Here is a 24,212-nt window from a genome sequence, read left to right as displayed (position 1 = left end):
GTCTTTCCCCCTTATTTCAGACCTGAATGGGCCATCGTATTGATTACTTTACTTTGCATGAAAATGAAAATAATAAGGTTCGGAATGAACATGATCAATCCTGCAGCTGCTGCCATCCCCTGGCCGGCCACGTTATTTTCGAGCTTGGAGGTCAGCGTGTTCATGTAAAAAGCAAAGGTTTTTAAATTTTCGTCGTTCATGAAAATAACAGAGGTTTCAATGTTGTTCCAGGCCAGCTGGAACGCAAGGATCGCCACGGTGGCCAGTGCCGGCATGATCATCGGAAAGATAATCTTGCGGAACAGCACAAAATCGTTGGCACCGTCAATGGAGGCTGCGTCAAGAAGCGAATCGGGAATCTGATCCACAAATTGCTTAACAAGAAATACGCTGACAGGCAAAGCAAGAAGCGGCAGAATATGGCCAAGAAACGTATCTGTCAGGCCAAGCGTCTCAATAATAAAATACCTTGGAATCATGACGGCTGCCGGAACAAACATCATCGCAATAATGTTGGCTTCAAAAATAACTTTCTTCATCATAAAATTCTTTTTTGAGAGCGCAAAACCGGCCATGGCACTCACAAGACACGTTAACAGTACAACAGAGCCCGTGATGATAACACTGTTAAACAGATAGCGTGTAATCGGCACCAGCGTCGTGGAGGTTTGCGACATCAAATCCCCAAAGTTCTCCATCGTCGGTTTATGGACCAGGAAACGCGGCGGATACAGGAACAGCTCATCCATAGGTTTCAGTGCCTGAGAAAACATGAAAATGATCGGTAAAATCATGAATGTGCTCAGTGCCAGCAAAATCACGTAAAACTTCCACTGGCTGATATGAAATTTATCCGGGTTGATTTTTGTTGATTTAATTGACATCGGGCTCAGCTCCTTCATGTGGAAGTAGATCAGTCTTTTTCACCGAATAACCTCCAGCACAGCTTAGAAAAAAGATAGACGATCAGCAAAAGGATCACTGAAATTGCCGAAGCATATCCCATTTCATAGCGGATAAATCCATAATCGTCGATATGGTTGATGATTAGCTGTCCGGCATACTGCGGAGTGGGGTTCGCACCCGACAGCTGCACGCCGATCACCCCTGCCTGCACGGTTCCCACAACGGCCATCACCGCTCCAAACAGCATCTGCGGCTTCATGGAAGGAATCGTAATGTAGAAAACCTCCTGAAGACGGCTTTTGATTCCGTCGATGTAGGCTGCTTCATACAGCTCCTTATCCACGTTCAAAATTCCGGCAAGCATCGCAAGAAATCCAACACCCATGCTTCCCCATAACGACACAACCACCATGATGGGCATTAAATAATCTGGTGACTGCGTCCATTGGACCGGCTCATAGATCAGGCCAAGCTTCAGAAGCATGCTGTTTAAATAACCTGCACTGTCGCCGCTGAAAATAATGAGCCAGACAACTGCCATGGCAATTCCCGCTGTCATCGAGGGCGAGTAGATGACAAGGGTAAGCACAGTGCGCGATTTTTTTGGAATCTGCGCCAGCAGCCAGGCGAGCCAGAATGACAGGGCATAACCTATAGGGCCGACGATCAGGGAAAATTTGATGGTATTGGGCAATACGTACATCATAAAAACATTGTCCTGCGTCAGCAGATTAACGTAGTTCTGAAGACCGATGAACTTCGGCGCTTCCACTGTATTGAAGTACGTAAATGACAGACCGATCGCAGCAATGACCGGGATGACAATGAAGAGAATAAATAGAATCAGAAAAGGGCCGATAAAAACCATGGCGCTTCCCTCTTCCCTCCACTTTTTCTTTTGAAGAAACGTGGCTTTCCCCAGGGTTGGCCGCTTACCTTCAGAGGCTCCCGCCTGCTTTGGCAGGACCGCAGGATTGCTCTCCTCTTCTCTTTGCACAGACACATCGGGTAAACTCATTCATGTCACCTCACTTCTCCTGGAATTCAGGCATCTTAATTTTCTTCACAACTTTTCCGTTCTTCACATAGCCAAATTCCTCTTGCTTTTTCTTCATCTCCCGGTTGGAAAGAACAATGGCGTCTTCAAGTGCTTTTCTCGGGTTTTCTCCATCAAACACGATCGAATTCCAGGCGTTGCTGATTTCCCGTTCGAGCAGGTAATCTCCGGGAACATGGGTAACATCCTTAAGCCACTTCCACTGCTCATTGATTACCTTTTTATCTTCGTCCGGCCACGGAAGTCCTTTAAAGGCCTCAAGATTACTTGTGTTCCATTTATAGGAAGGCCCGTAGTTCACTTCCATCTTCGTTCCATATTCCTGCTGGACATTGCTTGACGTCCACCACTTCAAAAACTCCCACGCCTCATCTTTATGCTTGGTTTTTTTGAAAATCAGACCCGATTGCCCGGTTCCCGGAGCCCAGCGCTGGATCTTGCCATTTTTATCGCGCACACCAGGCTGAGGTGCAATCTTCCACCAACCGGCAAGTTCCGGAGCCGCAGAAGTCAGCTGAACATAGGTTTCATAATCGGAAATTCCGATCGGCAGATTTCCCTCACGGAAATGGTTGTAAAAGTTGGGAACCTGCATGGACATACTGTAGATAGTGAACGCTTTGGTCATCAGTTCAAAGCCTTTTAATGCTTCATCCGTTCCGATATTGGCCTTCATCCCGTCTTTCGTGTAAAGAGATCCGCCAAACTGGTACAGATATGGCGTGGTCAGATGAAAAGGCTTAAACCCGCCTGCCTGTGACAGCGGTGTATAGAAGTTCATGCCATATCGCTGAAGTTCCGGAAGCATATTCAAAACTTCATCCCACGTTTGGGGTATCTTCATATGAAGAGCATCGAGAATATCTTTTCGGTAAAACATGACCCAAAAGTTCTGGGTTTCCGGGACAGCATAGACGCCATCGTCATAGTAAAAAGGAAGCATGGCACCCGGTGAAAAGCGTTTATTTACCGTTTGGAAATCCGGGAATTTTTTCAGATCAAGTATTGCGCCACGAAGGGCCATATTGTATGGCAGCTGATTGCTCACACCGAGGGCAACGTCAGGTGACTTGTTGGCCGCATTTGCCAAAATCAGCTTTTGCTCATCGGGCATGATGGAAAATGAAACCTTGATACCTGTTTTTTTCGTAAAATCCTGGTCCGCCATCTGCTGCATCATGCTTACATATTGCTGTGGGCGGTTGACCCAGACGGTAAGCTTTTTCTCTTTTTTCTTTTCCGGCGGTGATGTGCGGTTAAATGAAAGGAAAAATTTCGAAACCTGGCTTCCCAGCTTCTTTGTCCAGCCTGCTTCAGGGCTTGGCAGTTCGCCATTGGACAGATAGAGTCTGTCCAGCTGCATTCGCTGGTTCGGCAGTTCTGCCAAAAGGTCTCCAAGCTGCTGTGAGGCTGACCCTGATCCCTGGTCAAGCATACTTAACTTGTCTGGCACCTCATTCGGGTTCTGTGCCAATTTTTTCAGCTGGTTGGCAGCCATCATTAAATTTCTGGCGGCATCCGGCTTGTTTCCTGTGATTTTCTGCAAATAGGCATATTCTTTGCTCAATCGATCCGCATTGTCGGTTAATATCTTTTTAAGGTCTGGGATCTGCGTTGCAATCTCCCATTCCCGGTTTCGGTCGACCGAGTTTCCGGTGGCCATTTTTATCCGAAGAGAAAGCTTTTTGATCTCGTCCATTACCTTTCGGACAGTTGTTACTGTTCGCTGAATCGGCTGTCCGTTGACCACCAGTGAAAGGGTATGTTCTCCTTGATCCAATTGAATGTTGTAAGGTTTCCCTTTACTGCCAAGGGTTTCATTGCTCCATGCCTGGTTATAGGAAAAAGGATATGCCTCCAGTTCCTGAAACGGAATTTTGCCATCTATGAGCACCGTTCGGAAGACCGGCATGTTAACTTTTTGATCCTGTAAGTATTTAAAAGACAAATGATACGTTCCCGCTTCTTTCACATTGACTTTCCAAGTGACTTTCTGCCCCCCCAGCTCAAAGGATTTATCACCCGGTGTGCCGAGCGTGTTCAGCAGCTCTTTTTTGACACTGTACGGCTCCACATTCGTATCGGGTAAAGCGACTGGCTGAATATAGGGAACATTTTTATACGTAAACCGCTCCGCTTCCAAAGTGATAGTTTTGGACGGCTTTTTGTCTGATTCATTGGCGGTTTCATAATCTTTATAGGTTGCCGGCTTTTCTGGTGAGGAGATATGCATTTGAGCCAGCAGCATAGGTTCCCTCACGTATTCAAGCGTTACCGTATTTTTGCCCTTTTTTAAATAAAATTGCAGTGGTTTATCTTCAAAATAACTGGCATCCATGGCATAGGTCTGCTGCCACTTTTTTACTTCTTTCAATTCTTGGGGATATTCGTTCCCTGATTCATCATGAGGGAATTTTCCGGTGGGACTTTCCCATTTACGGTCAAATACGATTCTTCTCGCCTCAAAGAACGGATACTTTCCGTTTACTTTTATGCCCCGCTCCACTGTATTCACATTTTCTTCAAGGGGCATGTAATCGAAAGCGAGCTGATACAACCCGGATTCCGCCACCTCTACGGGGATCGATAATTCCTTCAACCCTTCATCAAACCGAACAGCTTTATTTCCCTGCTTCATTTCCGTATGGCCTTTGGCCCCCGAAAGCTCGCTTAACGAAATGTCCATCGTCTTGGCTGATGTGCTTTTCAGACCTGCTTTCTTCCACTCGGCCAGTACATCACTGTAACTGCTCTCCACCATTTTTGAGATCAGAGATTCGTCCGCCTGTTTTCCGGATGAAGCTTTTTTATCTTTTTTCTTGTCTATTACGTTTGTTTTCTTTTTATCAAAAAGATCATTCAAAAGGCTTTTGGTATCATTTTTCTCGGCAAACGTCTGTGCCGGTGACCATACGGTCTGAAAAATGAGCAGCAGCGCAGCAAGGCGAAGGACCCACTTACATTTCATGGCATAAACTCCTTTATGAAGGTAAGGCCCCTTCTGCTGAGAGAAGGGAGCCCGGTACCTTGCCTATTTTGTAGCTTCATCCATCTTTTTCTTGGCGTCCTCGTATGCCTCGTTCGAACGCTTCTGAAGATCCTGGCTGATGTCTTCCGGCTTGATTTCGCCTTTAACAAATTTCTCATAGTTGTTGCCGACAATCTTGTTCATCACTTCCTGATAGCCCGGAAGCCACTTCCAGCCGTCGACAAATCCGTCGGAAATCATCGGAACAACATTTTTCATTCCAGCTGGTACTTCTTTGCTGTCCAGGTATTTCTCCCATACACTCTTGTCATTGATCAGAGGGAAGCTCGTAATCGGCTTTTCCACATCAATTCTGCTTTCCCAGCCTTCTTTGGAATAGGTCATCCATTTCACGAGTTCAAACGCTGCCTCTTTATGCTTTGAAGACTTGGCCATCCCGATATAATCTGTTACAAGCGGTGTACGCTGGCCTTTGTCCTTTGGCATCGGAAGGAAATCCCAGTCAAACTTCAACTCTTTGGACTGCCAGCCGAAATCAGAAGATCCGCCATAACGCATTGCTGCTTTACCGACATTCCATGAAGATTTGCCTTTGCCAAACTCTTTGTCGCGGTCTTCCTGAGGAAGGATTTCAGCAGACACTTTATCCTTGGTGAGCATGTCTGTAACAATTTTATTGGATTGAACAAATGCAGGCTTATCAAAGTTGTACTTTTCGCCATCCCAGGTTAACCAGCCCTGTGAAGGATCAAGCTGAGGGATCAGTGTTTCACGCAAACCGCCGACTCCATCAAAACCATATTGCTTCTCACTGACTTTGGTCAGCTTCACGGCTTTTTCACGCATTTCATTAATCGTCCAGTCAGGCTTTGGAAGTTCAACATTTTCTTTTTTGAATATATCCTTGTTGACGAAGATTCCATTCGCATACAATCCTTGTGGAAGAGCATATTGCTTGCCGTTATACTCGGCTGTTTCCGTCAAATTCCCGAATACTTTATCTTTGCTGTATTCTTTGTCTTTCTTTAAATAAGGAGTAAGATCTTCAAGCCAGCCATTGGTTACGCTTGGCGGAACACTGAATACAAAAAAGACATCCGGAAGCTTGTTGGCTGCTGCCGCTGCTGCAAGCTTTTCATCCCATGGCCAGGTGACCGCCTTGTTCATTTTCACTTCAATATCCGGGTGCGCTTTCATAAAAGCGTCAACACGCCGCTTCTCAACAGCAGGGTCTGCCCAGCTTGAATACGTGATTGTTACCTTCTTACCGTCTTTTTTACTGTCTTCATCTGCCTGGTTCCCGCTTGATTTTTTTGAATCTGAACAGCCTGCCAGCACAACAGACAAACATAATAGAACAGTCATTAACAAAGCATACGTCTTTTTCATCATAATCCCCCTCAGTTTGGTTTTACTTTTATTATCCAACCTTATCAATCACACCTGCTCCCGTTGCCCCCTCACCTCCTTCATTAGCTCCCGGGAAGAATCTCTAATGATTAATTCCGTTGGCATGATGTAATCTTTTTTCGCAATTTCTTCTTTAATTGACCGGTAGATAAGATGTGCCGAAAGCGAGCCGACCTCATAGTTGGCCTGGCTGACCGTTGTCAGCTGCGGAGTGGTGTAGCGGGACATCTCGATATCATCAAAGCCAATGACCGATATCTGCCGGGGGACTTTTATTCCCGCGTCTTTTAAGGCGTTCATTGCCCCTATCGCCATTTCATCATTTCCTGCAAAAATAGCGCTTGGCAGATCGCCTTGAAGAATGAGCATCTTGGTGGCCAGGTAGCCGCCCTGCCTAGTAAATTCGCCCTTCAGCAGCCACTTGGGACGAATCGGGATGGCAGCTTCCTGCATCGCCTGTTCAAATCCTTTGCGCCGCTGAAGGTTGTCCCGTGAATCAAGCGGCCCGCTGAGATAGGCAATATCGCGGTGTCCCCGGTCGATCAAATGCTTTGCTGCCTCGTAACCTCCTGATTTGTTGTCCACAACCACACTCATGATCGAATCGTGGTTCAAAATCAGCCGGTCGAGAACAACGATGGGAAAGTCCTTCCTTGCCGCTCTCTCAATCTCTTGATCTCCTAAATTGGATGCCAGGATAATCGCTCCGTCTGCACGGCGCTCTGCCAAAAATCGAGAAGCCGTAGAATCTCTTCCGCCCATTGAGCTGCAGGCGATCAGTCCATAGTTTAAAGATTGAAGCGTATCTTGCACGCCCCTTACCAGCTCTGAATAAAAGGGACCGGCCAGATTATGGAGGATGAGCAGAATCGTATCTGTTTTATTTCGTTTCAAATCCCGGGCAATGCCGTTCTTTTGATAGTTTAAAACACGCGCCGCATCGATAACTTTTCTGGCGGTTTGCGGCGCTACCTTGGAACTTTGGTTTAACGCATAAGAGGCGGTAGATACTGCCACACCTGCGAGTTTTGCCACATCCTTTATCGTAGCCATTGAAACCTCCAGCTATTGAAACGTTTCGAATTGCAGGTTAAAACGTTTCTCTTCATCTTTTAAACGTTGCTAGTTCTCTCCTGTTCTCAAGAAACCAGGAATATAATTTTTGATTTTGATAGGTTTCTGTCCACGCATCATGTCCGGTGTCCGGGTAAATAGTCAGCTTTGCCTCTATTCCAGCCTCAACCATCGCTTGTATCATGGAAGTCGAACAAGAAACAGGGTTGATATCGTCCGTATCACCGTGAAAGGCCCAAACCGGCAGTCCCGCGAGACGTTCTGCCTTTTCAGGAAAACTTTTTCCACACACAGGAGCCGCGGCCGCAAAAAGTTCAGGATGCTCGATCGCAAGCTTCCAAGTTCCTGCGCCTCCCATACTTAACCCTGTCACATAGATTCTTGCCGGATCCACTTTTAATGCAAGAATGCATTGTGCGATGAGTTCTCTTAATGTATCTGTTTCTTCCGTCCAATAGGAGTCATGTGGGCATTGCGGTGAAACCGTAACAAATGAAAAATACTGATCATCAGCTGCAGCTTTTGGTATGCCGTAATGCTTAATCAGATTTAAATCTGTTCCCCTTTCACCCATGCCATGCAGAAAGAGAATCAATGGCCAGTTTTCTTCAGCTGCATACCGTTTTGGCTTTGACAGCAAAAAAGGGAGGTTTGTCGTTTTTCCTGTGAATTGATGATGCTCCAGAGTCATTACGAAACCGCCTCCTTAATTTCATCAATTTTAATCACGATTTTTTGTGTTCTCCATGTCAGCCATACGGTTATCGCGCTCACTCCAAAAAAGGGAAGGAGCGATGGAAGCTTAAGCAGGATGGCGCCGATTGTCAGGGCACCAGCCACTGTAAAGATGGTCTGAAGCGGATGAACCATGGCAATTGACAGGGCGTACTTCCAATATTGGAAGAAATTAAGCCGGTAATGTGTATACACAGGAAAGATGTACACAACTGCCATGGCCAGCATGATGGACAGAACAATCGCTATCGCTGAAAAAACAAAGAAAATGGTTGATGACTTGCTGGAAAAATATAAAAAGTCCAAATACAGTACACCCATCAGCACAATCGTAATCCAGCCGTACCCCTGAGAGCCAATGAAGTTATGCTTGTATTCCTGCCAAAACACTCGAAAGACCGGAAATTCCTCCTTGGATCTTATCCAGCGTCTGCATACCGAGAAGGCAGCCGCAGTCGCTGGGGAAAATCCGGCAACAACCGCACCCAAAAGCGTGAAAACAATCCAGAGAATATTAATATAAGCCATCCGCATCAGCCAATTGCATACCTCCATCAGAGGCATTTTCTTCAAGGCATTCATGCTTCCACCTCCTTCATCAGACCGGGGATCAATCTTGGTATTGAAAACCAGTCAATCGTTCGGGCCTTCTGCAATTTGTTTCCAATTCCAGAAAGCGCTTCTTATCCGAAGATTCCAGGATCGCTTCCATAACCTCCAGCACGTGCAAGCCAAGATCTCCACTGCAGAGGTACGGACGTCCTTCTTTTATGCCTCTGAGCATATCTGCCAGGCCGATTCCCCGGCAATTATCGGTATAGGAACTTACAAGATCCGCTTCCTGCCAGCCTGTGGTTTCGTTGTTCATAAAATAAACGGGACCATTGAATTCGTTGGGATCCGGCACGAGCAGAGTTCCTTTTGTACCATAAATTTCAATTTTCGGAAGCTTTGTATCCCATACATCAAAGCTTGTGATAAATGATGCACTGATTCCCGTTGAAAATTGCAGCAATGATGAAACGTACGTCGGAACCTCCACCTTGATCTTTGTGCCGGCAAATGGCTCACTCGTAATCTCCCGTTCCGGAACCGTCACCCTGTTCATGGAGGCCACCTGGCTTACCGGACCAAGCAGGCTGATCAAGGCGGTTAAATAATAGGGACCTAGATCAAACAGCGGGCCTGCACCCTGTTTGTAAAAGAATTCAGGATTCGGATGCCAGCTCTCCGGGCCCCGCCCAAGCATAAAGGCAGAAGCACCTACAGGTTCTCCTATCACTCCCTGATCAAGAAGTGCGCGGCACGTTTGCAGGCCGGCTCCCAAGAACGTATCCGGCGCAGTGCCGACATGAAGTCCCAAACGGCGGGCTTCCTCCATCACCAGCAGGCCATCGTTGCAGGTAGTAGCGAGCGGCTTCTCTGAATACACGTGTTTTCCCGCCTGCAGGGCCTTGATGCTGACTTCCTTATGTGCAGCAGGAATGGTCAGATTCACAACCAGTTCTATATCTTCTTTTTCCAGCAGCTCTGATACACTGCCTGAAAAAGGAATCTGGTGCTTTTCAGCCTGTTCCTGTGCACGTTCCACATTTATATCTGCCACTCCGGCAATTTCATAGTTTAAAAATTTCTGAGGCGAGGAAAGATAGACATCACTGATGCTTCCTGTTCCAATGACTCCAATTTTTGTTTTCGTCATCTATTTCACACTTTCTGTTTTAAAAGGTCTTGAAGAACGATCACATTTTCCTTCGCCGCCGTCTCCAGATCAGTTTCAAAATGCTCCTGCTCAACAACGAACCAGGATACGTCCATCTCTTTTCCTTTTGAGACAATCGACGCAAGATCGAGTTCTCCTGTACCGAAAATCGTGCTTTTCCGCTCCGCTCCTTTTACTGCCATGTCTTTGACATGGAGTGTAACGAGGCGGTTACGAAGGGTTTCCATAAACTGAACAACGTCATAGCCTTTGTAGGCAGCCCAATACACATCCAGCTCAAATGATACAAGAGACGGATCGGTCTCTGACAAGAGAACCTCATATCCGGTAAGCGCATCCTGCTTTTCAAATTCAAAGTCATGATTATGGTATCCGACCTTCATTCCCTCGGATTTCAAAAGGTCTCCTGCCTTGTTCAGTGTGTCCGCCACCCGTTTATAATCGTCCAGGTTTCGTCTGTTCTCTTCTGTCAAATAAGCCAGAATAATAAGCTCGTTCCCGATTTCGTGACTGTATTCGATCTGCCGCTTGAGTTCATCATCTTTTAGCTGGTCCAGTCCGGTATGGCTGCCCGCCGGCTTTAATCCCAGTTCAGACAGCGTGTTTTTGAGCTGGCTGGCTGGTGTATCGTAAAATCCGGCAAACTGTGCTCCCTCATATCCCCACTGTGCCACGTTTTTCAGTGTTCCGATAAAGTCTTTCTCACAAAGTTCTTTAATCGTATAAAGCTGTAAGGCTTTCCTTTGCATATCGTTTCCTCCTTATTGAAGCAATGCTGTCGTTTCTTTTGTTTTTACAATCGCTTTTGTTTCGCTGGATTCAAGTGCGGCAAGGACTACATTCAATGACTTCATGCCTTCTTCTCCGTTCACTGGTGGTTCTTCATTGTTTACAACACTGCTGACAAAGGCGTCGATGACATGGGAGCTGTGCTGGCCGCCTGAATCGTTGGTTTGTATTTTATCGAGTTCATATTTAACCACTTCACCATTTGTATATTGTGCGATCAATGAAAACTCCGGGTCTTCTTCGAGGCGCAGTATTCCTTTTTCTCCATAAATGATGGTAGAGTTGTCGGCATGATGATACGACCAGCTGGCAGCAAGCGTTCCGATGATGCCGCTTTCAGATTTTAAAATGCAGACCGCGTTGTCATCAATGTCGGTATCTTCCTTTGCAAGCGTTTCAACAAAAGAACCCACCTCACTGATTTCTTCTCCAAGCAAAAATCGCACCAGGTCTGTCTTATGAACACCAAGGTCTCCCATTGCCCCAATAAACGCTTCACTCTTTCTGAAAAACCAGCTGTTCCTTCCATCCACGCTCCAGCCTTCCGGTCCTGCATGTCCAAACGCCGTTCGGAAGCTGTAAATTCTTCCGATAGCACCGGAGGAAATCAGTTCTTTCGCTTTTTTGTGGGCGGCAACAAAGCGCTGGTTGTGGCCGATCATCAGCTTTTTCCCGTTTTGTACGGCTGCTTCGATCATCTGCTCCGCTTCTTCCCTTGAAGTGGCCATTGGCTTCTCGCACAGCACGTGCTTGCCGGCATTCAGCGCATCAATTGTTACGGGTGCATGAAGATAGTTTGGCAGGCAAACACTGACTGCATCCAACTCTTCCACTTTCAGCAATTCCTGATAGTCGGTAAACGCCTGTGCACCGTACTGCTCACCATAGGCCTCTGCTCTTTCTGATACAAGGTCACAAACCGCAATGAGCTCCACTTCCGGGTTTGCGTCATATTCCGGCAAGTGCCTGAATTTTGCGATCGTTCCACAGCCAATTACACCAATTTTCAATTTCCCCATATCTGATTCCCCCAAATTAAGTTTAATTTTTTTGTACTGCCGCATTCCTTTGATGATCGATCATGTTTGAACCTGGCACAGTCTTCACTTCCAAATGGTCATCTACCTTGGCATGTTTTTTTGACGTAATGATCGTTTGGTTTCCTTCTTGTACAACAGCAAAATCCGATGACGGCAGGAGTTCAGGAGTTCCTTCAAAAACAATAACATCTTCCTTTTGTGTCAGCCGGAATTCCACGGCAGCATCTTTAATCTCCTTGATTTCTGCTGTTGAATATAGAATCTTCATGCCATTTTTCAGCATCATATTCACCGGCAGCATCAAACCGTCTTTGCTTTGCAGCAAGAGCGTTTTGCCCCCAAAAAGAGCTTCGCCGTTTTGGTACAGATGCAGTTCTTTATCAAAACCGTCAAGATTCAGCAGATGGTAGAAACGCTCATCGGCCTTGTTAATCGTCGATGTCATGAAGATACCATGATCCTTGAAGTCATGAATCAGGCTTGCGCTGGCTCCTAGCCGCTCGAGCGCTTCTGTAAACAGCGGGATATCACAGCTGTAAGATGATCCAATGACGATCGCTTTGCCTCTGCCGGCGTTTGTTTCAAATCCGCACACTTCATTCGTTCCGTAAACAGTAAGGATAGGTTCTCCGCCGCTCAGCCTGTATGTTTGGGCACGATATGCTCTTACCTCCGGACGGGGTGCTGCCCAGCCTTTGGCGACAACAGACAAATAATAATGCTGTTCTTCTTTTACATTTTCAAGCAGTTCGGCGCCAAGGGCATCGGCTAAAATGGAACAGTGCTGACCTTCCATATCCATAGAGGGAACTTCACCATAAATCAGCAGGCCACCTCCGTCCTGAACAAAACGGGCCAGCTTTTGTTGGACAGCTGCTGCCATATAGGCAGCAGACGGCAAGACTAAAACGGGTGTTGTTTCTGGGTCAATGGATTTGTTTTGAATATCCGACGAACCAAATCTGTAGCCAGCCAAAAGCATGGCCCGTGCCATGATTTCCCATCCTCCGCCTGAACGGTAATCTTCGAGATTCTTAATGATTTCTTTCATCCTGCCGCTGTTTGGATGGAAGGATTCGGTCATGTAATAATCAGGGATAAAGCCGAATGATACCCCGTCATGTTCCTCCACCATTTCTGCGAGCTTTTCAGATGAGGCCATGACCGTTTTTGTCACTCTCGCCATCCGACCGTACGTATAGTTCAGTTCTCCTTCAGGGCTTACCGGTGCTGCAAATCCATGTCGTTCACCGGTAAAGGCAATCCGGTCATTTCCATCCTTCAGTTCCTGATCCATTCTGTAATTGCGTCCGCCTGTAAACAGATAGTAGTTGATCAGCCTGTTTCCTTGCGCAATGCACATGCGGATTTTAAAATCCACAGCAGATGGGTCATACCGGTCGCTGTATGTACTTCCAAAATTCCCGTCGCCGCAATTGAACTCAACAGAGGTTAGCGGCTGTTCTTCCCGGTGGACTGCATCCATAAAGCCATTGATCAAATAGAGATCCTGAAACGTTGTCATGTTCAGGTCTCCAAAGTAAATATCAGAACCTGACAGGTAGCCTTCATCCTGAGTATAGGATTCGTACAGCTGGCTGATGCCTATCGGATACGTGAATCCCCGGCCCCCGCTTGTTCCATGGATATTGACGACAAACGGAATATCCTTGACTCCGAACTCTTCTGCGTAATTACGAAGTGTGGCAACATACTGTGAAAACCGGTGCCTCATGTAATAACCCAGATCCTTCATTAACTCTGCGCTATAAGCTTCTTTCGGTGACCTGATTTGTTCGTTTCGCTCCTTGGAGAAAGCAAGAGAAAAGGGATAGCGCAAGTTGAGCTCCTCATTGCTGTAACGATTCTCAAGGTATTGACAAAAATGGTCAATCAGCTGATCGGTAAGGTCCGGTGAATTGCTGACCCATGAAAGCATGCCGATTTCATTGTCAAGCTGCACGGCGATGACATTGCCTTCATTCTGAATCAGCCTTGGTTCGATGACACTCATGATTTTTTCATACCATTTGCGTGTTTCCTGTAAAAAGGAAGGAGCAAGGTAATCAATGGTCATTGTTTGGATATCCCGGCCATCCCATGTCACCGGAATGATTTCTGGATGCTTTTTGTAAACCCAAAAAGGAATACCTTCATTTTTCATCTCCGCCATGATAAATGGCCCCGGACGTACAAAAAAGTAAAGACCGTTTTCTTTGCATAAATCAATAAATCCGCCGATATCAAGCTCGGGCCGGGTTTTTCCCGTTACATCAAGTTCACCTTCAACCGGCTCGTGGCAAATCCACGGAACGTACGCAGCCACTGCATTGCATCCCGCCTGCTTGAGTTTGTTGATCCGGTCCTGCCAATCGCCCCTGTCCAGTCTGTAATAATGAATTTCTCCACACATAATGATCTGGGGAGAGCCGTCAATCCATATTTGTTTTTCTTTGATTTCGATCATATCGTATCCTCCAAATTCCCTCTGTTCCCAAAACTTTCTATCACTAATAGAAACGTTTCGAAACAGTGTAAAAAAATAAGGTTTTATGCTGTTTTAATTGGAATCGCTTACATTGTTGAGCTGATAAGTCTTCTGGATGATTAAAAATAGGAGGGCTAAAAAGTGAAACGTTTCGATATAATCTTAATATGATTCTTCTTTTCTTACAAGTACTTTTTAAAATATTCTCATAAGTCTTATAAAACTCGCTAAAAAACCGTCTGCACTTCTCAGCAGACGGTTCTCCTTTAGCGACTATGATAATTTTTAATGTCATCCGGTACAGCCATAATCTTCTTGTTCTTTTTATCGTAGGAACGATAATGGGAAACCACCTGATTCCTCTCCATTACCATGCATTCGAGTATGTTGGGCATGGAATTCTCTTTTGCCTCCAAAACCAGGTCTGTTTCTCCCATTTTAAGCCTGTAGGTGGCAAATGTAAGACCAAGCAATTCCCTCCGATTTTTTATCGTTTCCGGGTGAAGCATAATAAACGTGGCAAGATCATCCACACTCATTGACGATTCCTGCTTGATCTTGTTGAAAATTTCTCTGAATCCCTCAGAAGCTTGTCCCAGCCTTTGCTCTGTCCAGCTTACGGCTTGCTGCAGCCAGTTATTCATACCGAATCCTCCGTTTATACTTGCGATTTAGTTCAAAATGAACATCCTATGTTTAGTTTAGTGCCGAACGCCAGAAATATGCATACATCTTCAAGTTCAGGGCTGCCTTTGAGGAAAACGGCAATAAATTGTTTCAATGTAACGGCACTTTACACAGGTACGCTTGTCCGATTCGGAAGTTTCAAAGAAAACGTGAGAACATTGGGACTGTATTTCCTTCAGTTGTTTTTCCAGGAACCGCACTCGTTCGGCCAGCTCCTCAATCTTTTTCATAAATACAGATTAGAGCCCTGTTCCTGAAACTCTTTTGCTTTTTTCTTCATTTGGTTCTCGGCTTCCTCTTTCAGCTCCGGCATGTTTCTAAGATCATGCGAAATCCGCATGGAGCAGAACTTCGGTCCGCACATGGAACAGAAATGGGCTGTTTTTGCTCCTTGTGCCGGCAGGGTTTCATCATGATATTCTCTTGCGCGGTCCGGATCAAGCGACAAATTGAACTGATCCTCCCACCTGAATTCAAAACGTGCCTTGGACAAAGCGTTGTCACGTTCCATCGCTCCCGGGTGGCTTTTGGCCAAATCAGCCGCATGTGCTGCGATTTTATAAGTAATTACCCCTTCGCGCACATCATCTTTATTAGGCAATCCCAGATGTTCCTTCGGGGTCACATAGCAAAGCATGGCCGTACCAAACCAGCCGATCATCGCCGCTCCAATGCCCGATGTGATGTGATCATACCCCGGGGCAATATCTGTCGTTAACGGCCCGAGTGTATAGAAAGGCGCTTCATGGCAGATCTCCATTTGCTTGTCCACATTTTCCTTAATCTGATGCATCGGCACATGCCCTGGTCCTTCAATCATGACCTGCACGTCATGCTTCCAGGCGACCTTCGTCAGTTCTCCCAGCGTTTCAAGCTCGGCAAACTGTGCTTCATCGTTCGCATCGGCAATCGACCCCGGACGCAAGCCATCACCAAGCGAGATGGAGATATCGTACTGTTTGCAGATTTCGCAAATTTCCTCGAAATGCGTATACAGGAAATTTTCCTCATGGTGAGCCAGGCACCACTGGGCAAGAATGGATCCGCCCCGTGATACGATGCCGGTCACCCGGTTGATGGTTAATGGAACATACCGGAGCAAAACGCCGGCGTGAATCGTAAAATAGTCCACACCTTGTTCTGCCTGTTCAATCAACGTATCTTTGTACACCTCCCAGGATAAATCCTCTGCAATGCCCTTCACTTTCTCAAGCGCTTGATAAATCGGGACTGTCCCAACAGGTACCGGTGAATTTCTGATGATCCATTCCCTGGTCGTATGGATGTCTTTTCCGGTGGACAAATCCATGATGGTGTCTGCTCCCCAATAGGTCGCCCAGGTCATTTTTTCAACTTCTTCATCAATGGATGAGGTTACTGCTGAATTCCCAATATTGGCATTGATCTTCACATGGAAATTGCGGCCGATAATCATGGGCTCCAATTCAGGATGGTTGATGTTGGCCGGAATAATCGCCCTGCCAGAGGCCACCTCATTGCGTACAAATTCAGGCTCAAATCCTTCTCTGATCGCGATAAATTCCATTTCAGGTGTAATCATGCCATTTTTTGCGTAATGCATCTGCGTTACATTTTCAGCTTTTCCCGCACGCCTCGGTTTTCTTGCAGCAACCGGGAAATAACGGTCATTTCTTTCGTTATATCCATTGTCTTCGGGTTTCACATCCCTTCCTGCATATTCTTGGGTATCTTTTCTTTCCTGAATCCATGGCTCCCTTAAAGCCGGAAGTCCTTTTTCTACATTTGATGTATAAAGCGGATCGGTGTAAGGTCCGCTCGTATCATAAAGAAGTACCGGCGGGTTCTCCTCTTCCCCTCCAGAAAGTCTGGTGGTACTCAGGTTCACCATTCTCATGGGCACTCTGATATCGGTACGGGAGCCCTCCTGGTAGATTTTCTCACTGTTTGGAAATTGCGATTTCACTGATATCTTTTTTTCGTTCTGTACTGTCATGCCACTTCCTCCTCTTGTAAATAGTCGGAGCTACACGCAGCGGGGAATGACGAAAGCAGCCGGTAAAATTAAAAAAGCCGGGTTCTAATAAATAGAACCCGGCAGGATAGACAAAGAAAATACAAACACACCGTATACCTTCGACTCCTACTTTCCTACGCTGGTATAACCCAGATCAGGTTCAAAGGGTCAAAGGGATCGTTCTCCCCTCTCTCAGCCCGTCTACGGGCTCCCCTAGCAGAAAATATATTTTATTTTCCATGTCATCATAGCATCTCTCAAAATTTTCTGCAATCCGTCTTTTGACACAGGCGGATGTACACCTTTTTCTGAAAACTTTTAAAAAAACAGCAGAACATGGTTTAATTTGGCGAAAAAAGAGGAAAGAATGAAGTAGAAGAACTAACCATTATAATTTAAGGCAGGGAGATCGCATGCTAAAACATACAGAGGTTGTTTTGTTTATGAAAGAAATCGCTACGCTCACTGGCGAATATATACGGTGTCGGGATCACTCGGTTAAAGAAAAAATTAAAGATGATATCGATTTTTTACATTCAGTCATTCACTCCTGATTTAAATTCATGCAGTGAATGACCTTACATAAAACATAAAACCTCTGTGACTTTCTGCTTTTTGTGTTGAATATAAATAACCCGGAGAACCCTAAAAACAGGTTCCTCCGGGTTATTTTTAATGCTGTGTTCGTTCGAGCAATAATTCCATGGAATGCAGCTGGCCCAAATGGTTGGATTCATGAAAAAGAGACATGTTAGCGAGTTCCCGGAACGTTTCCAATCCAATGAACGGCTTTTCGAGTTTTTGCTCAAGGACCTCTTCCGGAATTTCTTTAATGCGAAGAAGCTGCTCCTCAAGCTGGGGAATTAATTCCTCGATGGATGGAACATCTCCCTGCCAGTCAGCCGGCTTTGAACCATTGCCGAAGAGTTCGACATAGTTTCCGGGCAAAGCAAAGGATTTACCAAACAAAAATTGCTCGGTTACGGTTAACACGTGTCCGATGTGCCAATGTATAGTGTTGTTATACCCCTGCGGCTGAATATCAACCAGATCTGGTGTGATCTTGCTGATGCTTCTTAAGAAAAATCCCCTTGTCATTTCAAATTGTCTGTAAAGTTCTTGATTCATTCTTTTATTCTCCCTTCAAAGAAAACTTCAACTCCTACCCTACCAGAAAACATCCTGGAAATGCAGTGCAGAAGGTCTCAAATGAATAAAAGAGGCTCTCCAAGAAGTTTGAAAGCCTTTGATTTACGTTCCTGGCCGCTCGCTTTCCGTGGGGCGTGCGGTGAGCCTTGCCGGCGTGAACGCCTACCTTTTGGCGCAAGCACCTACCTAGTCTCACCTGTCACGCTAAGCCCACAGGACAAGGAAGGCTTCGGCAGCTTTTCATCGCACGAAGAAAATGTGGTGTTCATTTTCTAGGATCTAGCGCCTTCCACTACAATCAACTTTTCATGGAGGCTTTTTATGCAAGAAGAGGCTGCCTGAAGGTCAATTTTCGACTTTCAGGACAGCCACTTCTTCATTCTTTTATTTATAAAGATTTAAGGGCGTCCGCCACTGGCTGATCGCCTTCAAGGATTTCAAAGATTTTGTGATTGGCATTCTCGAGATCCAGTGACTGAACGATGACCTTTGCGACATCTGCACGCGGGATGCTTCCGCGGCCCAGCTGCTCGCCTATTTTAATTTCTCCGGTTCCTTCATCATTTGTCAGGGCTCCCGGCCTCACGATGGTATAATGAAGCCTGCTGGATTCCAGCCGGTCATCTGCTTCACCCTTCATCCTCAAGTAATGCTGCATTTCTTCCGGGCCTTTTTCAGGACTTCCGGCACCCATGCTGCTTAACATGATAAACCGCTTTACCTGCTGCTTTTCCGCTTCTTCCATCAGCTTGATGGCTCCGTCCCGGTCAACCGCCTCGGTTTTATCCGGACCTGTTTTAGAACCCGAACCTGCGGCAAATATGACGGCATCGCACCCTCTGACGGCTTCTGAAAGATCTCCCTCCAGATCGGCAAGCACCGTTTCGGCCCCCAGCTGTTCGAGTTCGGACGCCTGTTCCTTTTTTCGTATAATTGCTTTTGCTTCGTGTCCCGCACCGGCTAATTCCTGCAGAATCAGCCTGCCGGTTGTTCCGTTTGCACCTGCAACTGCTACTTTCATTTTACAAAACTCCCTTCTGCTCTATCTATTACCTTTTCATACCCTCTTAAACCTTTCCCTATTCCGCTTTTGCTTCCTCTCACTACAGTTTTTGCCCGCTTGCAAAATAACTGAATTTTCGCCATAAAAAGATAAATTGTTACAATTAAATTTCTTTTTGCCTGTACAGGAGTAAAATGCTAAAATTGTGGTATTACTCTTATATAAACCAATACGGAGGTGGTCCCGTCATGGTTTCGTTAGTCAATCATGTAAGCCGGCAGCGTTCCTGGTCAGTTGGACAAAAAGAGATACAAGGTAAAGAATACGATTCAGTGGTAGGCGCGCTGCAGAATTGTCATGAAAATGAGGCAGTTGTTTGCAGAATTAACGATGATTCTGTTTGTGTAACAAGCAAAGAGGACATTCACGAGTTAGAGGGAATTGGCTATAAAGTGCTAGCCGCCAATTAACACACCCATTTGGGTGTGTTTTTTTGTCCGAAAATAAAAGCTTGCCCATTCGGCAAGCTTCGACAAAGTGATTATTTAATTTCAGCGAGAAAGGTATCAGAAGGAATGCGGTCAAAAAACGGTGAAAGTTCTCCTTTGGCAAAAAGATGGAGTTCATGCATCGCACGGGTGCAAACGGTATAAAACAATTTTCGTTCGCTATCTTTTCCATATACTTCTTTTGAAGCATCATAGACAAGAACAGCGTCAAACTCAATGCCTTTCGCAAGATAGGATGGTATGATCAATGTCCCTTGTTTAAACGAGGACGATTCCTTCAGCATTAATTCTGCTTCTGCCTGACCCTTCAATGCTTCATGAGCCTCTTTACACTCCTGCTCAGTTTTGCAAATGACGGCAATCGTTTTAACTTGCTCGTTTTGCAGTTGTTTAATCGTTTCTGCAACCGCACGGCTGTGCTCTCCGGAAGCGGAAAACTGTTTCAGCACAGGCTTTTCCCCATCCCTGTTGAACGGAATGACTTTATCCGGTTCATCCAGCAGCTCTCTCGTGAATTCAACAATCTGTCTTGTTGACCGGTAGCTTCTGGTCAGAATAATCCGTTCGGTATTCTCCCTGCCAAAACGGTCGTACATCATTTGGAAAGCGTCTCCTGTGGAATGCGCATAGATGGACTGGTTCAAATCACCCAGTACTGTCATTTTGCTCCTTGGAAAAAGCCGCTGAATGAAGGCGAACTGAAACGGCGAATAATCCTGGGCTTCATCAATGAATACATGCCGTACAGCCGTGTTGGTTTGAAAACCCTCTATCCGTTCTTTTAGATAAAGAAACGGGGTGGCATCTTCATAATACAATTCTCCATCGGCGAGGGTTTTTGCCGTAAGCAGGCGGATTTCCTTCCATTTGGATGGTGCTTCTGCAGGAGAAACTACGCCATCCTCTTTGAACAGCGACATATAGAGCGCTTTTAGATTGACGAAGGTTAACCCCTTGATTCTTTTCTTCAGCGGTTTAAACGCTCTTGATACAACATAAGCGGATAACAGCTTTTGCTCTCTTTCAAAATCGTTAAATGTATTATCACTGTACTGCTTTTTCTTCTGCAGCTTTTGATACAGCTTCACGTATACATCCTTATCAAGAAGCTGAATTTTTTCCTCTACCCACGGTTCATTTCTTTCGGCCTTTTCAAATTTGCGCACCTCGCGGACCAGCCATTCGGAAACCAGCTTCATCCGGTTCGGAATCGAGACGGATGGAGAGTAGGAATAAAACTTTTCCTGGATCTCTTCAGCCGGAATTAATGCTTTTCCCCTGAATTTGACTGGTTTAAAGATCATTCCCTCTTTACGAAGACGGGAAATGTACGTTTCAATCATATCCATAAAATCCAAAGAAGCCTTATATTGGATACTGGCCAGTCTCGTCTGATCCTGCGGACCCTCTCCCGCCGTAAGCACGGCTTCCATCTGTTCCAGCGGATCCTCGAGGTGAAAAGAGATTCCCAAATGATGATGAATATACTGCTGAAACGTTGTCTGCATCATATTTTCCTCACCGAGTTCGGGAAGGACATTGGAAACGTAGCTATTAAATACATTATTCGGAGAAAAAAGGACAATTTGGTTGGCTGACAGTGTTTCCCTGTAACGGTACAACAGGTAGGCCACCCGCTGCAGGGCAGCAGAGGTCTTTCCGCATCCTGCAGCACCCTGCACGATCAATAGGGAACCTTTCGTATTCCGAATGATCTGGTTCTGCTCTTTCTGGATGGTCGCCACAATGCTTTTCATCTGCGGGTTCGCCTGACGGCTCAGTACTTCCTGAAGTAATTCATCACCAATCGTCACACCGGTATCAAACATGCTTTTGATGGTGGCGTTCCGAATAATATATTGACGCTTCAGCTCCATCTCACCAGAAATTACACCACCAGGCGCTTCGTATTCCGCTGTCCCCAGAGAATAATCATAATACAAACTTGAAATGGGTGCCCGCCAGTCAAAAACCATAAATTCATCTTTTTCTTCATCATAAAAAGAGGCAATGCCAAGGTAAATCTGCTGAGATGCAGTGTCACTTTTTTCCTTAAAGTCGATTCTTCCAAAATAAGGAGAATCGCTCAGGCGCACCAGGCTTTTCATTTGTTCCTCAGCATTTTTGTGGCTCCGCTCAAGTTCCGAAAGCAGTTCGGCCTGCTGTTTAATACTCGCCGCAGTCTCTATCGCTTCATCGGCATCTTCTAAATTGACCGTTACGTCTTCCCAGAAATTTTTTCGGATGTCAACTACGTCTTCTTTCTTTCCACCGAGATGCGCCTCCAGCTGCCGGATCTTTTGAGCAGCCTTCTCAACAACAGAATTTACTCGCTCCTGCTCTGTCTGCCATTCTTTTTCCCACTGGTTCATGGCCCCTCTCCTTTATCTAAAAATTTTAGCCTACATTACTTGACAACAGTCAGTCTTACATAGTATAATATATTTGGATAGTTGTATGATAATACATAACACTAAGCCACAACCTTTATTTTAGCACAGCTGTTATAATCGAATCAACCTTTTATTTACATATGAAACTCAAAGAGCCGAAGTCTATTTCGGCTCTTTTTTATGCCTTCCTCTCCTTTTTTGTTCTTGTAGTACATTCTATGCGTTACCTATGGTCCATTGAGGGACCCAGAGAGTTGGAATATACTTGAATTGACAGAAAAATATAAAATTTTACAGGAGGGATCGACATTGAAAAAGGATGGCTTTAAAAAGTGGCTGCCGATTGCCCTTAGCACCGTTGTGGGGCTTGGAGCTGTTTCTATGGCAATGCATGGTGAAGCAAAGAACCTCACCAAGAAAGAACCCAAAATCAAGAATGTTATTTTCATGATCGGGGACGGGATGGGCCCTTCCGCTACCACAGCACTGAGGTATTGGAATGATGATCCGGATACGATGGAAATGGAAAAAACGGCGTTTGACCGTTATTTTGTCGGAAAACAAATGACTTATGCCGATGACCCTGACGAGAATATCACCGACTCCGCTTCAGCTGCCACAGCTATGTCCACCGGAGAAAAAACATACAATGCCGCCATTGCCGTGGACAATGATCAAAAAGAGTTAAAAACAGTACTTGAAGCCGCTAAAGCCCGCGGAAAATCAACCGGGCTTGTTGCCACATCCGAGCTGGCCCATGCCACTCCTGCTTCTTTCGGCGCACATGATCCGAGCCGGAAAAACATGAATGAAATCGCCAATGATTATTTTGATGAAAAGATCAGCCGTAAGCATAAGGTCGATGTCCTTCTGGGCGGAGGCTCGTCCAACTTCATACGAAGTGACAGAAATCTGGTGAAAGAATTTAAAAATGCCGGCTACAGCTATGTGACCACAAAGGACCAGATGCTCCGCAACAAGAACGAACAGGTTCTTGGTTTGTTTGCTGAAGGCGGAATGCCCAAAATGATTGACCGCGATCAAGACCTGCCTTCACTCAAAGACATGACGAATTCCGCCATTAAGCGGCTTGATAAAGATAAAGACGGTTTCTTCCTCATGGTGGAAGGAAGCCAGATTGACTGGGGCGAACACGATAATGATGTCGTAAGCACGATGAGCGAGATGCAGGATTTTGAAAAAGCGTTCCAGGCTGCGGTCCAGTTCGCCAAAAAGGACAAGCATACCCTCGTTGTCGCTACAGCCGACCATGCGACCGGCGGAATTTCAGTCGGAGCAAATGGAAAGTATAACTGGTTCACCGGTCCTGTAAAAGCATTCAAGCGTACTCCCGATTTTCTCGCTGAAACCATTGCATCTGGTGCCAATGTTGAAGCAACACTCAAAAAATATGTGAAACTCGACCTCACACAGGACGAAATCAATAGTGTGAAGGAAGCATCTAAAACGAAAGACGTAACAAAAATCGATGCTGCCATCGAGAAAATTGCCGACCTTCGTTCCAACACCGGTTGGACAACCACCGGCCATACCGGTGAGGATGTGAACGTATATGCCTACGGTCCGGGCAAAGAAAAATTTTCAGGATTAATCAACAACACAGATCAGGCGAAAAAGGTTTTCCGTGTCATCCATACAGGGAAATAACCACTAAAAAGCAGCCTCCGGATAATCCGGCGGCTGCTTTTTTACTTTTTCGGTTTGTCGTAAATGTTAAATCCCGAATCACTGGTACCTCTGTATGTAAATCCCGCTTCACGGTAAAACGTGTTCAAGCTCTCGTTTGTGGCAATGCAGTCCAAACGAATCATTGTTTTTCCTTCAAAGATAATACCTTCTGTCACCCAGTTCAGAATATCTTTTCCAAGGTTCTTCCCTGCAGCACCACGGTCAATGGCCAGGCGGTGCAGATAAATAGCCTCCGGCTGATCACTTCCCCACAGATCAAGATCCCATTCTCTGGCATCTTGCGGAAGCATCACTACTCCGACAACCCGGCCTTCTTTTTTAAAAACAAACACATCACCGTCTGTAATCGATTGAGCCATTCCGTGGACATCCTTGCCTTCAAGCAATTCATTCCATTGAAGCGACCCTTTGCTTTGCAGCCATTGAGCGGTCCGGACAAGGAGCCCCATAATTTCACCGGTCTCTGCTGCCACAGCCTGAGAGGCGACTACATTCTCACTTACTTCTGGTTTAACAATAGTAAAAGTACCCAAGCTGATCCTCCTCTGTTCTTC

19 protein-coding genes and 1 riboswitch are annotated in these 24,212 nt (G+C 45.8%); of the genes, 2 read left to right on the top strand and 17 right to left on the bottom strand.

Translation table 11 applies throughout. The features are described 5' to 3' along the window. Positions 1 to 11 precede the first annotated feature (11 nt). From QYB97_RS08400 to QYB97_RS08330, 15 genes are all read right to left on the bottom strand, one after another. The gene (locus QYB97_RS08400) at positions 12 to 884 is read right to left on the bottom strand and encodes a carbohydrate ABC transporter permease (RefSeq protein ID WP_301165536.1); all 873 of its coding nucleotides are present in this window, start codon (positions 882 to 884) and stop codon (positions 12 to 14) included. Positions 885 to 913: 29 nt separating this feature from the next. Further along, complete coding sequence (locus QYB97_RS08395; protein ID WP_425589780.1) at positions 914 to 1,924, bottom strand: carbohydrate ABC transporter permease; 1,011 nt, start codon at positions 1,922 to 1,924, stop codon at positions 914 to 916. Between the two features lie 10 nt (positions 1,925 to 1,934). Then, positions 1,935 to 4,931 carry an extracellular solute-binding protein gene (locus QYB97_RS08390; RefSeq protein ID WP_301165535.1) on the bottom strand — a complete coding sequence of 999 codons (2,997 nt, stop codon included), beginning with the start codon at positions 4,929 to 4,931 and terminating at the stop codon, positions 1,935 to 1,937. 63 nt (positions 4,932 to 4,994) lie between these two features. Continuing rightward, positions 4,995 to 6,341: an ABC transporter substrate-binding protein gene (locus tag QYB97_RS08385; RefSeq protein ID WP_301165534.1), complete on the bottom strand. Its 1,347-nt coding sequence runs from the start codon at positions 6,339 to 6,341 to the stop codon at positions 4,995 to 4,997. Positions 6,342 to 6,389: 48 nt separating this feature from the next. Continuing rightward, positions 6,390 to 7,415 carry a LacI family DNA-binding transcriptional regulator gene (locus tag QYB97_RS08380; RefSeq protein ID WP_301165533.1) on the bottom strand — a complete coding sequence of 342 codons (1,026 nt, stop codon included), beginning with the start codon at positions 7,413 to 7,415 and terminating at the stop codon, positions 6,390 to 6,392. A gap of 52 nt (positions 7,416 to 7,467) precedes the next feature. Then, positions 7,468 to 8,127, bottom strand: a complete 660-nt coding sequence (locus QYB97_RS08375) for a carboxylesterase family protein (protein WP_301165532.1) — start codon at positions 8,125 to 8,127, stop codon at positions 7,468 to 7,470. Then, positions 8,127 to 8,753, bottom strand: a complete 627-nt coding sequence (locus QYB97_RS08370; RefSeq protein ID WP_301165531.1) for a YesL family protein — start codon at positions 8,751 to 8,753, stop codon at positions 8,127 to 8,129. Before QYB97_RS08370 ends, QYB97_RS08375 begins: the two co-directional genes overlap by 1 nt. A 28-nt stretch (positions 8,754 to 8,781) precedes the next feature. Then, positions 8,782 to 9,873: a Gfo/Idh/MocA family protein gene (locus QYB97_RS08365; RefSeq protein ID WP_301165530.1), complete on the bottom strand. Its 1,092-nt coding sequence runs from the start codon at positions 9,871 to 9,873 to the stop codon at positions 8,782 to 8,784. Positions 9,874 to 9,878: 5 nt separating this feature from the next. Then, a complete protein-coding gene (locus QYB97_RS08360) occupies positions 9,879 to 10,643 on the bottom strand; it encodes a sugar phosphate isomerase/epimerase family protein (RefSeq protein ID WP_301165529.1) in 765 nt (254 codons plus the stop codon). 12 nt (positions 10,644 to 10,655) lie between these two features. Further along, positions 10,656 to 11,702, bottom strand: coding sequence for a Gfo/Idh/MocA family protein (locus QYB97_RS08355; protein ID WP_301165528.1), 1,047 nt, complete (start codon positions 11,700 to 11,702; stop codon positions 10,656 to 10,658). Positions 11,703 to 11,724: 22 nt separating this feature from the next. Then, positions 11,725 to 14,190 carry a beta-galactosidase gene (locus QYB97_RS08350; RefSeq protein ID WP_301165527.1) on the bottom strand — a complete coding sequence of 822 codons (2,466 nt, stop codon included), beginning with the start codon at positions 14,188 to 14,190 and terminating at the stop codon, positions 11,725 to 11,727. A 287-nt stretch (positions 14,191 to 14,477) separates the two neighbouring features. Continuing rightward, positions 14,478 to 14,855 (bottom strand): hypothetical protein, encoded by a 378-nt coding sequence (locus tag QYB97_RS08345; protein ID WP_301165526.1) that lies wholly within the window; start codon positions 14,853 to 14,855, stop codon positions 14,478 to 14,480. A 269-nt stretch (positions 14,856 to 15,124) separates the two neighbouring features. Continuing rightward, positions 15,125 to 16,873, bottom strand: a complete 1,749-nt coding sequence (thiC, locus tag QYB97_RS08340; RefSeq protein ID WP_301165525.1) for a phosphomethylpyrimidine synthase ThiC — start codon at positions 16,871 to 16,873, stop codon at positions 15,125 to 15,127. Positions 16,874 to 17,008: 135 nt separating this feature from the next. Next, positions 17,009 to 17,119: riboswitch (TPP riboswitch) on the bottom strand. A gap of 447 nt (positions 17,120 to 17,566) precedes the next feature. Next, positions 17,567 to 18,022, bottom strand: a complete 456-nt coding sequence (locus tag QYB97_RS08335; protein ID WP_301165524.1) for a DinB family protein — start codon at positions 18,020 to 18,022, stop codon at positions 17,567 to 17,569. Positions 18,023 to 18,431: 409 nt separating this feature from the next. After that, positions 18,432 to 19,064: an SDR family oxidoreductase gene (locus QYB97_RS08330; protein ID WP_301165523.1), complete on the bottom strand. Its 633-nt coding sequence runs from the start codon at positions 19,062 to 19,064 to the stop codon at positions 18,432 to 18,434. 230 nt (positions 19,065 to 19,294) lie between these two features. Here QYB97_RS08330 and QYB97_RS08325 point away from each other — a divergent pair, with 230 nt between their 5' ends. Further along, positions 19,295 to 19,516, top strand: a complete 222-nt coding sequence (locus QYB97_RS08325) for a hypothetical protein (protein ID WP_301165522.1) — start codon at positions 19,295 to 19,297, stop codon at positions 19,514 to 19,516. A 71-nt stretch (positions 19,517 to 19,587) separates the two neighbouring features. Here the strand turns inward: QYB97_RS08325 and helD are convergent, their stop codons facing one another. Beyond that, the gene (gene helD, locus QYB97_RS08320; RefSeq protein ID WP_301165521.1) at positions 19,588 to 21,927 is read right to left on the bottom strand and encodes an RNA polymerase recycling motor HelD; all 2,340 of its coding nucleotides are present in this window, start codon (positions 21,925 to 21,927) and stop codon (positions 19,588 to 19,590) included. Between the two features lie 330 nt (positions 21,928 to 22,257). Here helD and QYB97_RS08315 point away from each other — a divergent pair, with 330 nt between their 5' ends. Next, on the top strand, positions 22,258 to 23,616 hold the full coding sequence (locus tag QYB97_RS08315; RefSeq protein ID WP_301165520.1) for an alkaline phosphatase: 1,359 nt from the start codon (positions 22,258 to 22,260) through the stop codon (positions 23,614 to 23,616). 41 nt (positions 23,617 to 23,657) lie between these two features. Here the strand turns inward: QYB97_RS08315 and QYB97_RS08310 are convergent, their stop codons facing one another. After that, entirely contained in the window at positions 23,658 to 24,191 is a 534-nt protein-coding gene (locus QYB97_RS08310) for a GNAT family N-acetyltransferase (RefSeq protein WP_301165519.1), read from the bottom strand. Positions 24,192 to 24,212: the final 21 nt, after the last annotated feature.

Origin of the sequence: Fictibacillus fluitans, assembly GCF_030418125.1 — a bacterium.
Taxonomy (GTDB): Bacteria; Bacillota; Bacilli; order Bacillales; family Fictibacillaceae; genus Fictibacillus_C; species Fictibacillus_C fluitans.
Note: the sequence above shows the minus strand (reverse complement) of the source record. Positions and strands in the feature narration are given on the sequence as shown.

Excerpts from the sequence above, each read along its gene's own strand:
- QYB97_RS08375 (WP_301165532.1), bottom strand. The coding sequence starts at position 8,127 with ATGACTCTGGAGCATCATCAATTCACAGGAAAAACGACAAACCTCCCT.
- QYB97_RS08325 (WP_301165522.1), top strand. The coding sequence starts at position 19,295 with ATGGTTTCGTTAGTCAATCATGTAAGCCGGCAGCGTTCCTGGTCAGTT.
- QYB97_RS08395 (WP_425589780.1), bottom strand. The coding sequence starts at position 1,924 with ATGAGTTTACCCGATGTGTCTGTGCAAAGAGAAGAGGAGAGCAATCCT.
- QYB97_RS08335 (WP_301165524.1), bottom strand. The coding sequence starts at position 18,022 with ATGAATCAAGAACTTTACAGACAATTTGAAATGACAAGGGGATTTTTC.
- QYB97_RS08400 (WP_301165536.1), bottom strand. The coding sequence starts at position 884 with ATGTCAATTAAATCAACAAAAATCAACCCGGATAAATTTCATATCAGC.
- QYB97_RS08350 (WP_301165527.1), bottom strand. The coding sequence starts at position 14,190 with ATGATCGAAATCAAAGAAAAACAAATATGGATTGACGGCTCTCCCCAG.
- QYB97_RS08330 (WP_301165523.1), bottom strand. The coding sequence starts at position 19,064 with ATGAAAGTAGCAGTTGCAGGTGCAAACGGAACAACCGGCAGGCTGATT.
- QYB97_RS08355 (WP_301165528.1), bottom strand. The coding sequence starts at position 11,702 with ATGGGGAAATTGAAAATTGGTGTAATTGGCTGTGGAACGATCGCAAAA.
- QYB97_RS08385 (WP_301165534.1), bottom strand. The coding sequence starts at position 6,341 with ATGAAAAAGACGTATGCTTTGTTAATGACTGTTCTATTATGTTTGTCT.
- thiC (WP_301165525.1), bottom strand. The coding sequence starts at position 16,873 with ATGACAGTACAGAACGAAAAAAAGATATCAGTGAAATCGCAATTTCCA.
- QYB97_RS08345 (WP_301165526.1), bottom strand. The coding sequence starts at position 14,855 with ATGAATAACTGGCTGCAGCAAGCCGTAAGCTGGACAGAGCAAAGGCTG.
- helD (WP_301165521.1), bottom strand. The coding sequence starts at position 21,927 with ATGAACCAGTGGGAAAAAGAATGGCAGACAGAGCAGGAGCGAGTAAAT.
- QYB97_RS08390 (WP_301165535.1), bottom strand. The coding sequence starts at position 4,931 with ATGAAATGTAAGTGGGTCCTTCGCCTTGCTGCGCTGCTGCTCATTTTT.
- QYB97_RS08360 (WP_301165529.1), bottom strand. The coding sequence starts at position 10,643 with ATGCAAAGGAAAGCCTTACAGCTTTATACGATTAAAGAACTTTGTGAG.
- QYB97_RS08365 (WP_301165530.1), bottom strand. The coding sequence starts at position 9,873 with ATGACGAAAACAAAAATTGGAGTCATTGGAACAGGAAGCATCAGTGAT.
- QYB97_RS08370 (WP_301165531.1), bottom strand. The coding sequence starts at position 8,753 with ATGAATGCCTTGAAGAAAATGCCTCTGATGGAGGTATGCAATTGGCTG.
- QYB97_RS08380 (WP_301165533.1), bottom strand. The coding sequence starts at position 7,415 with ATGGCTACGATAAAGGATGTGGCAAAACTCGCAGGTGTGGCAGTATCT.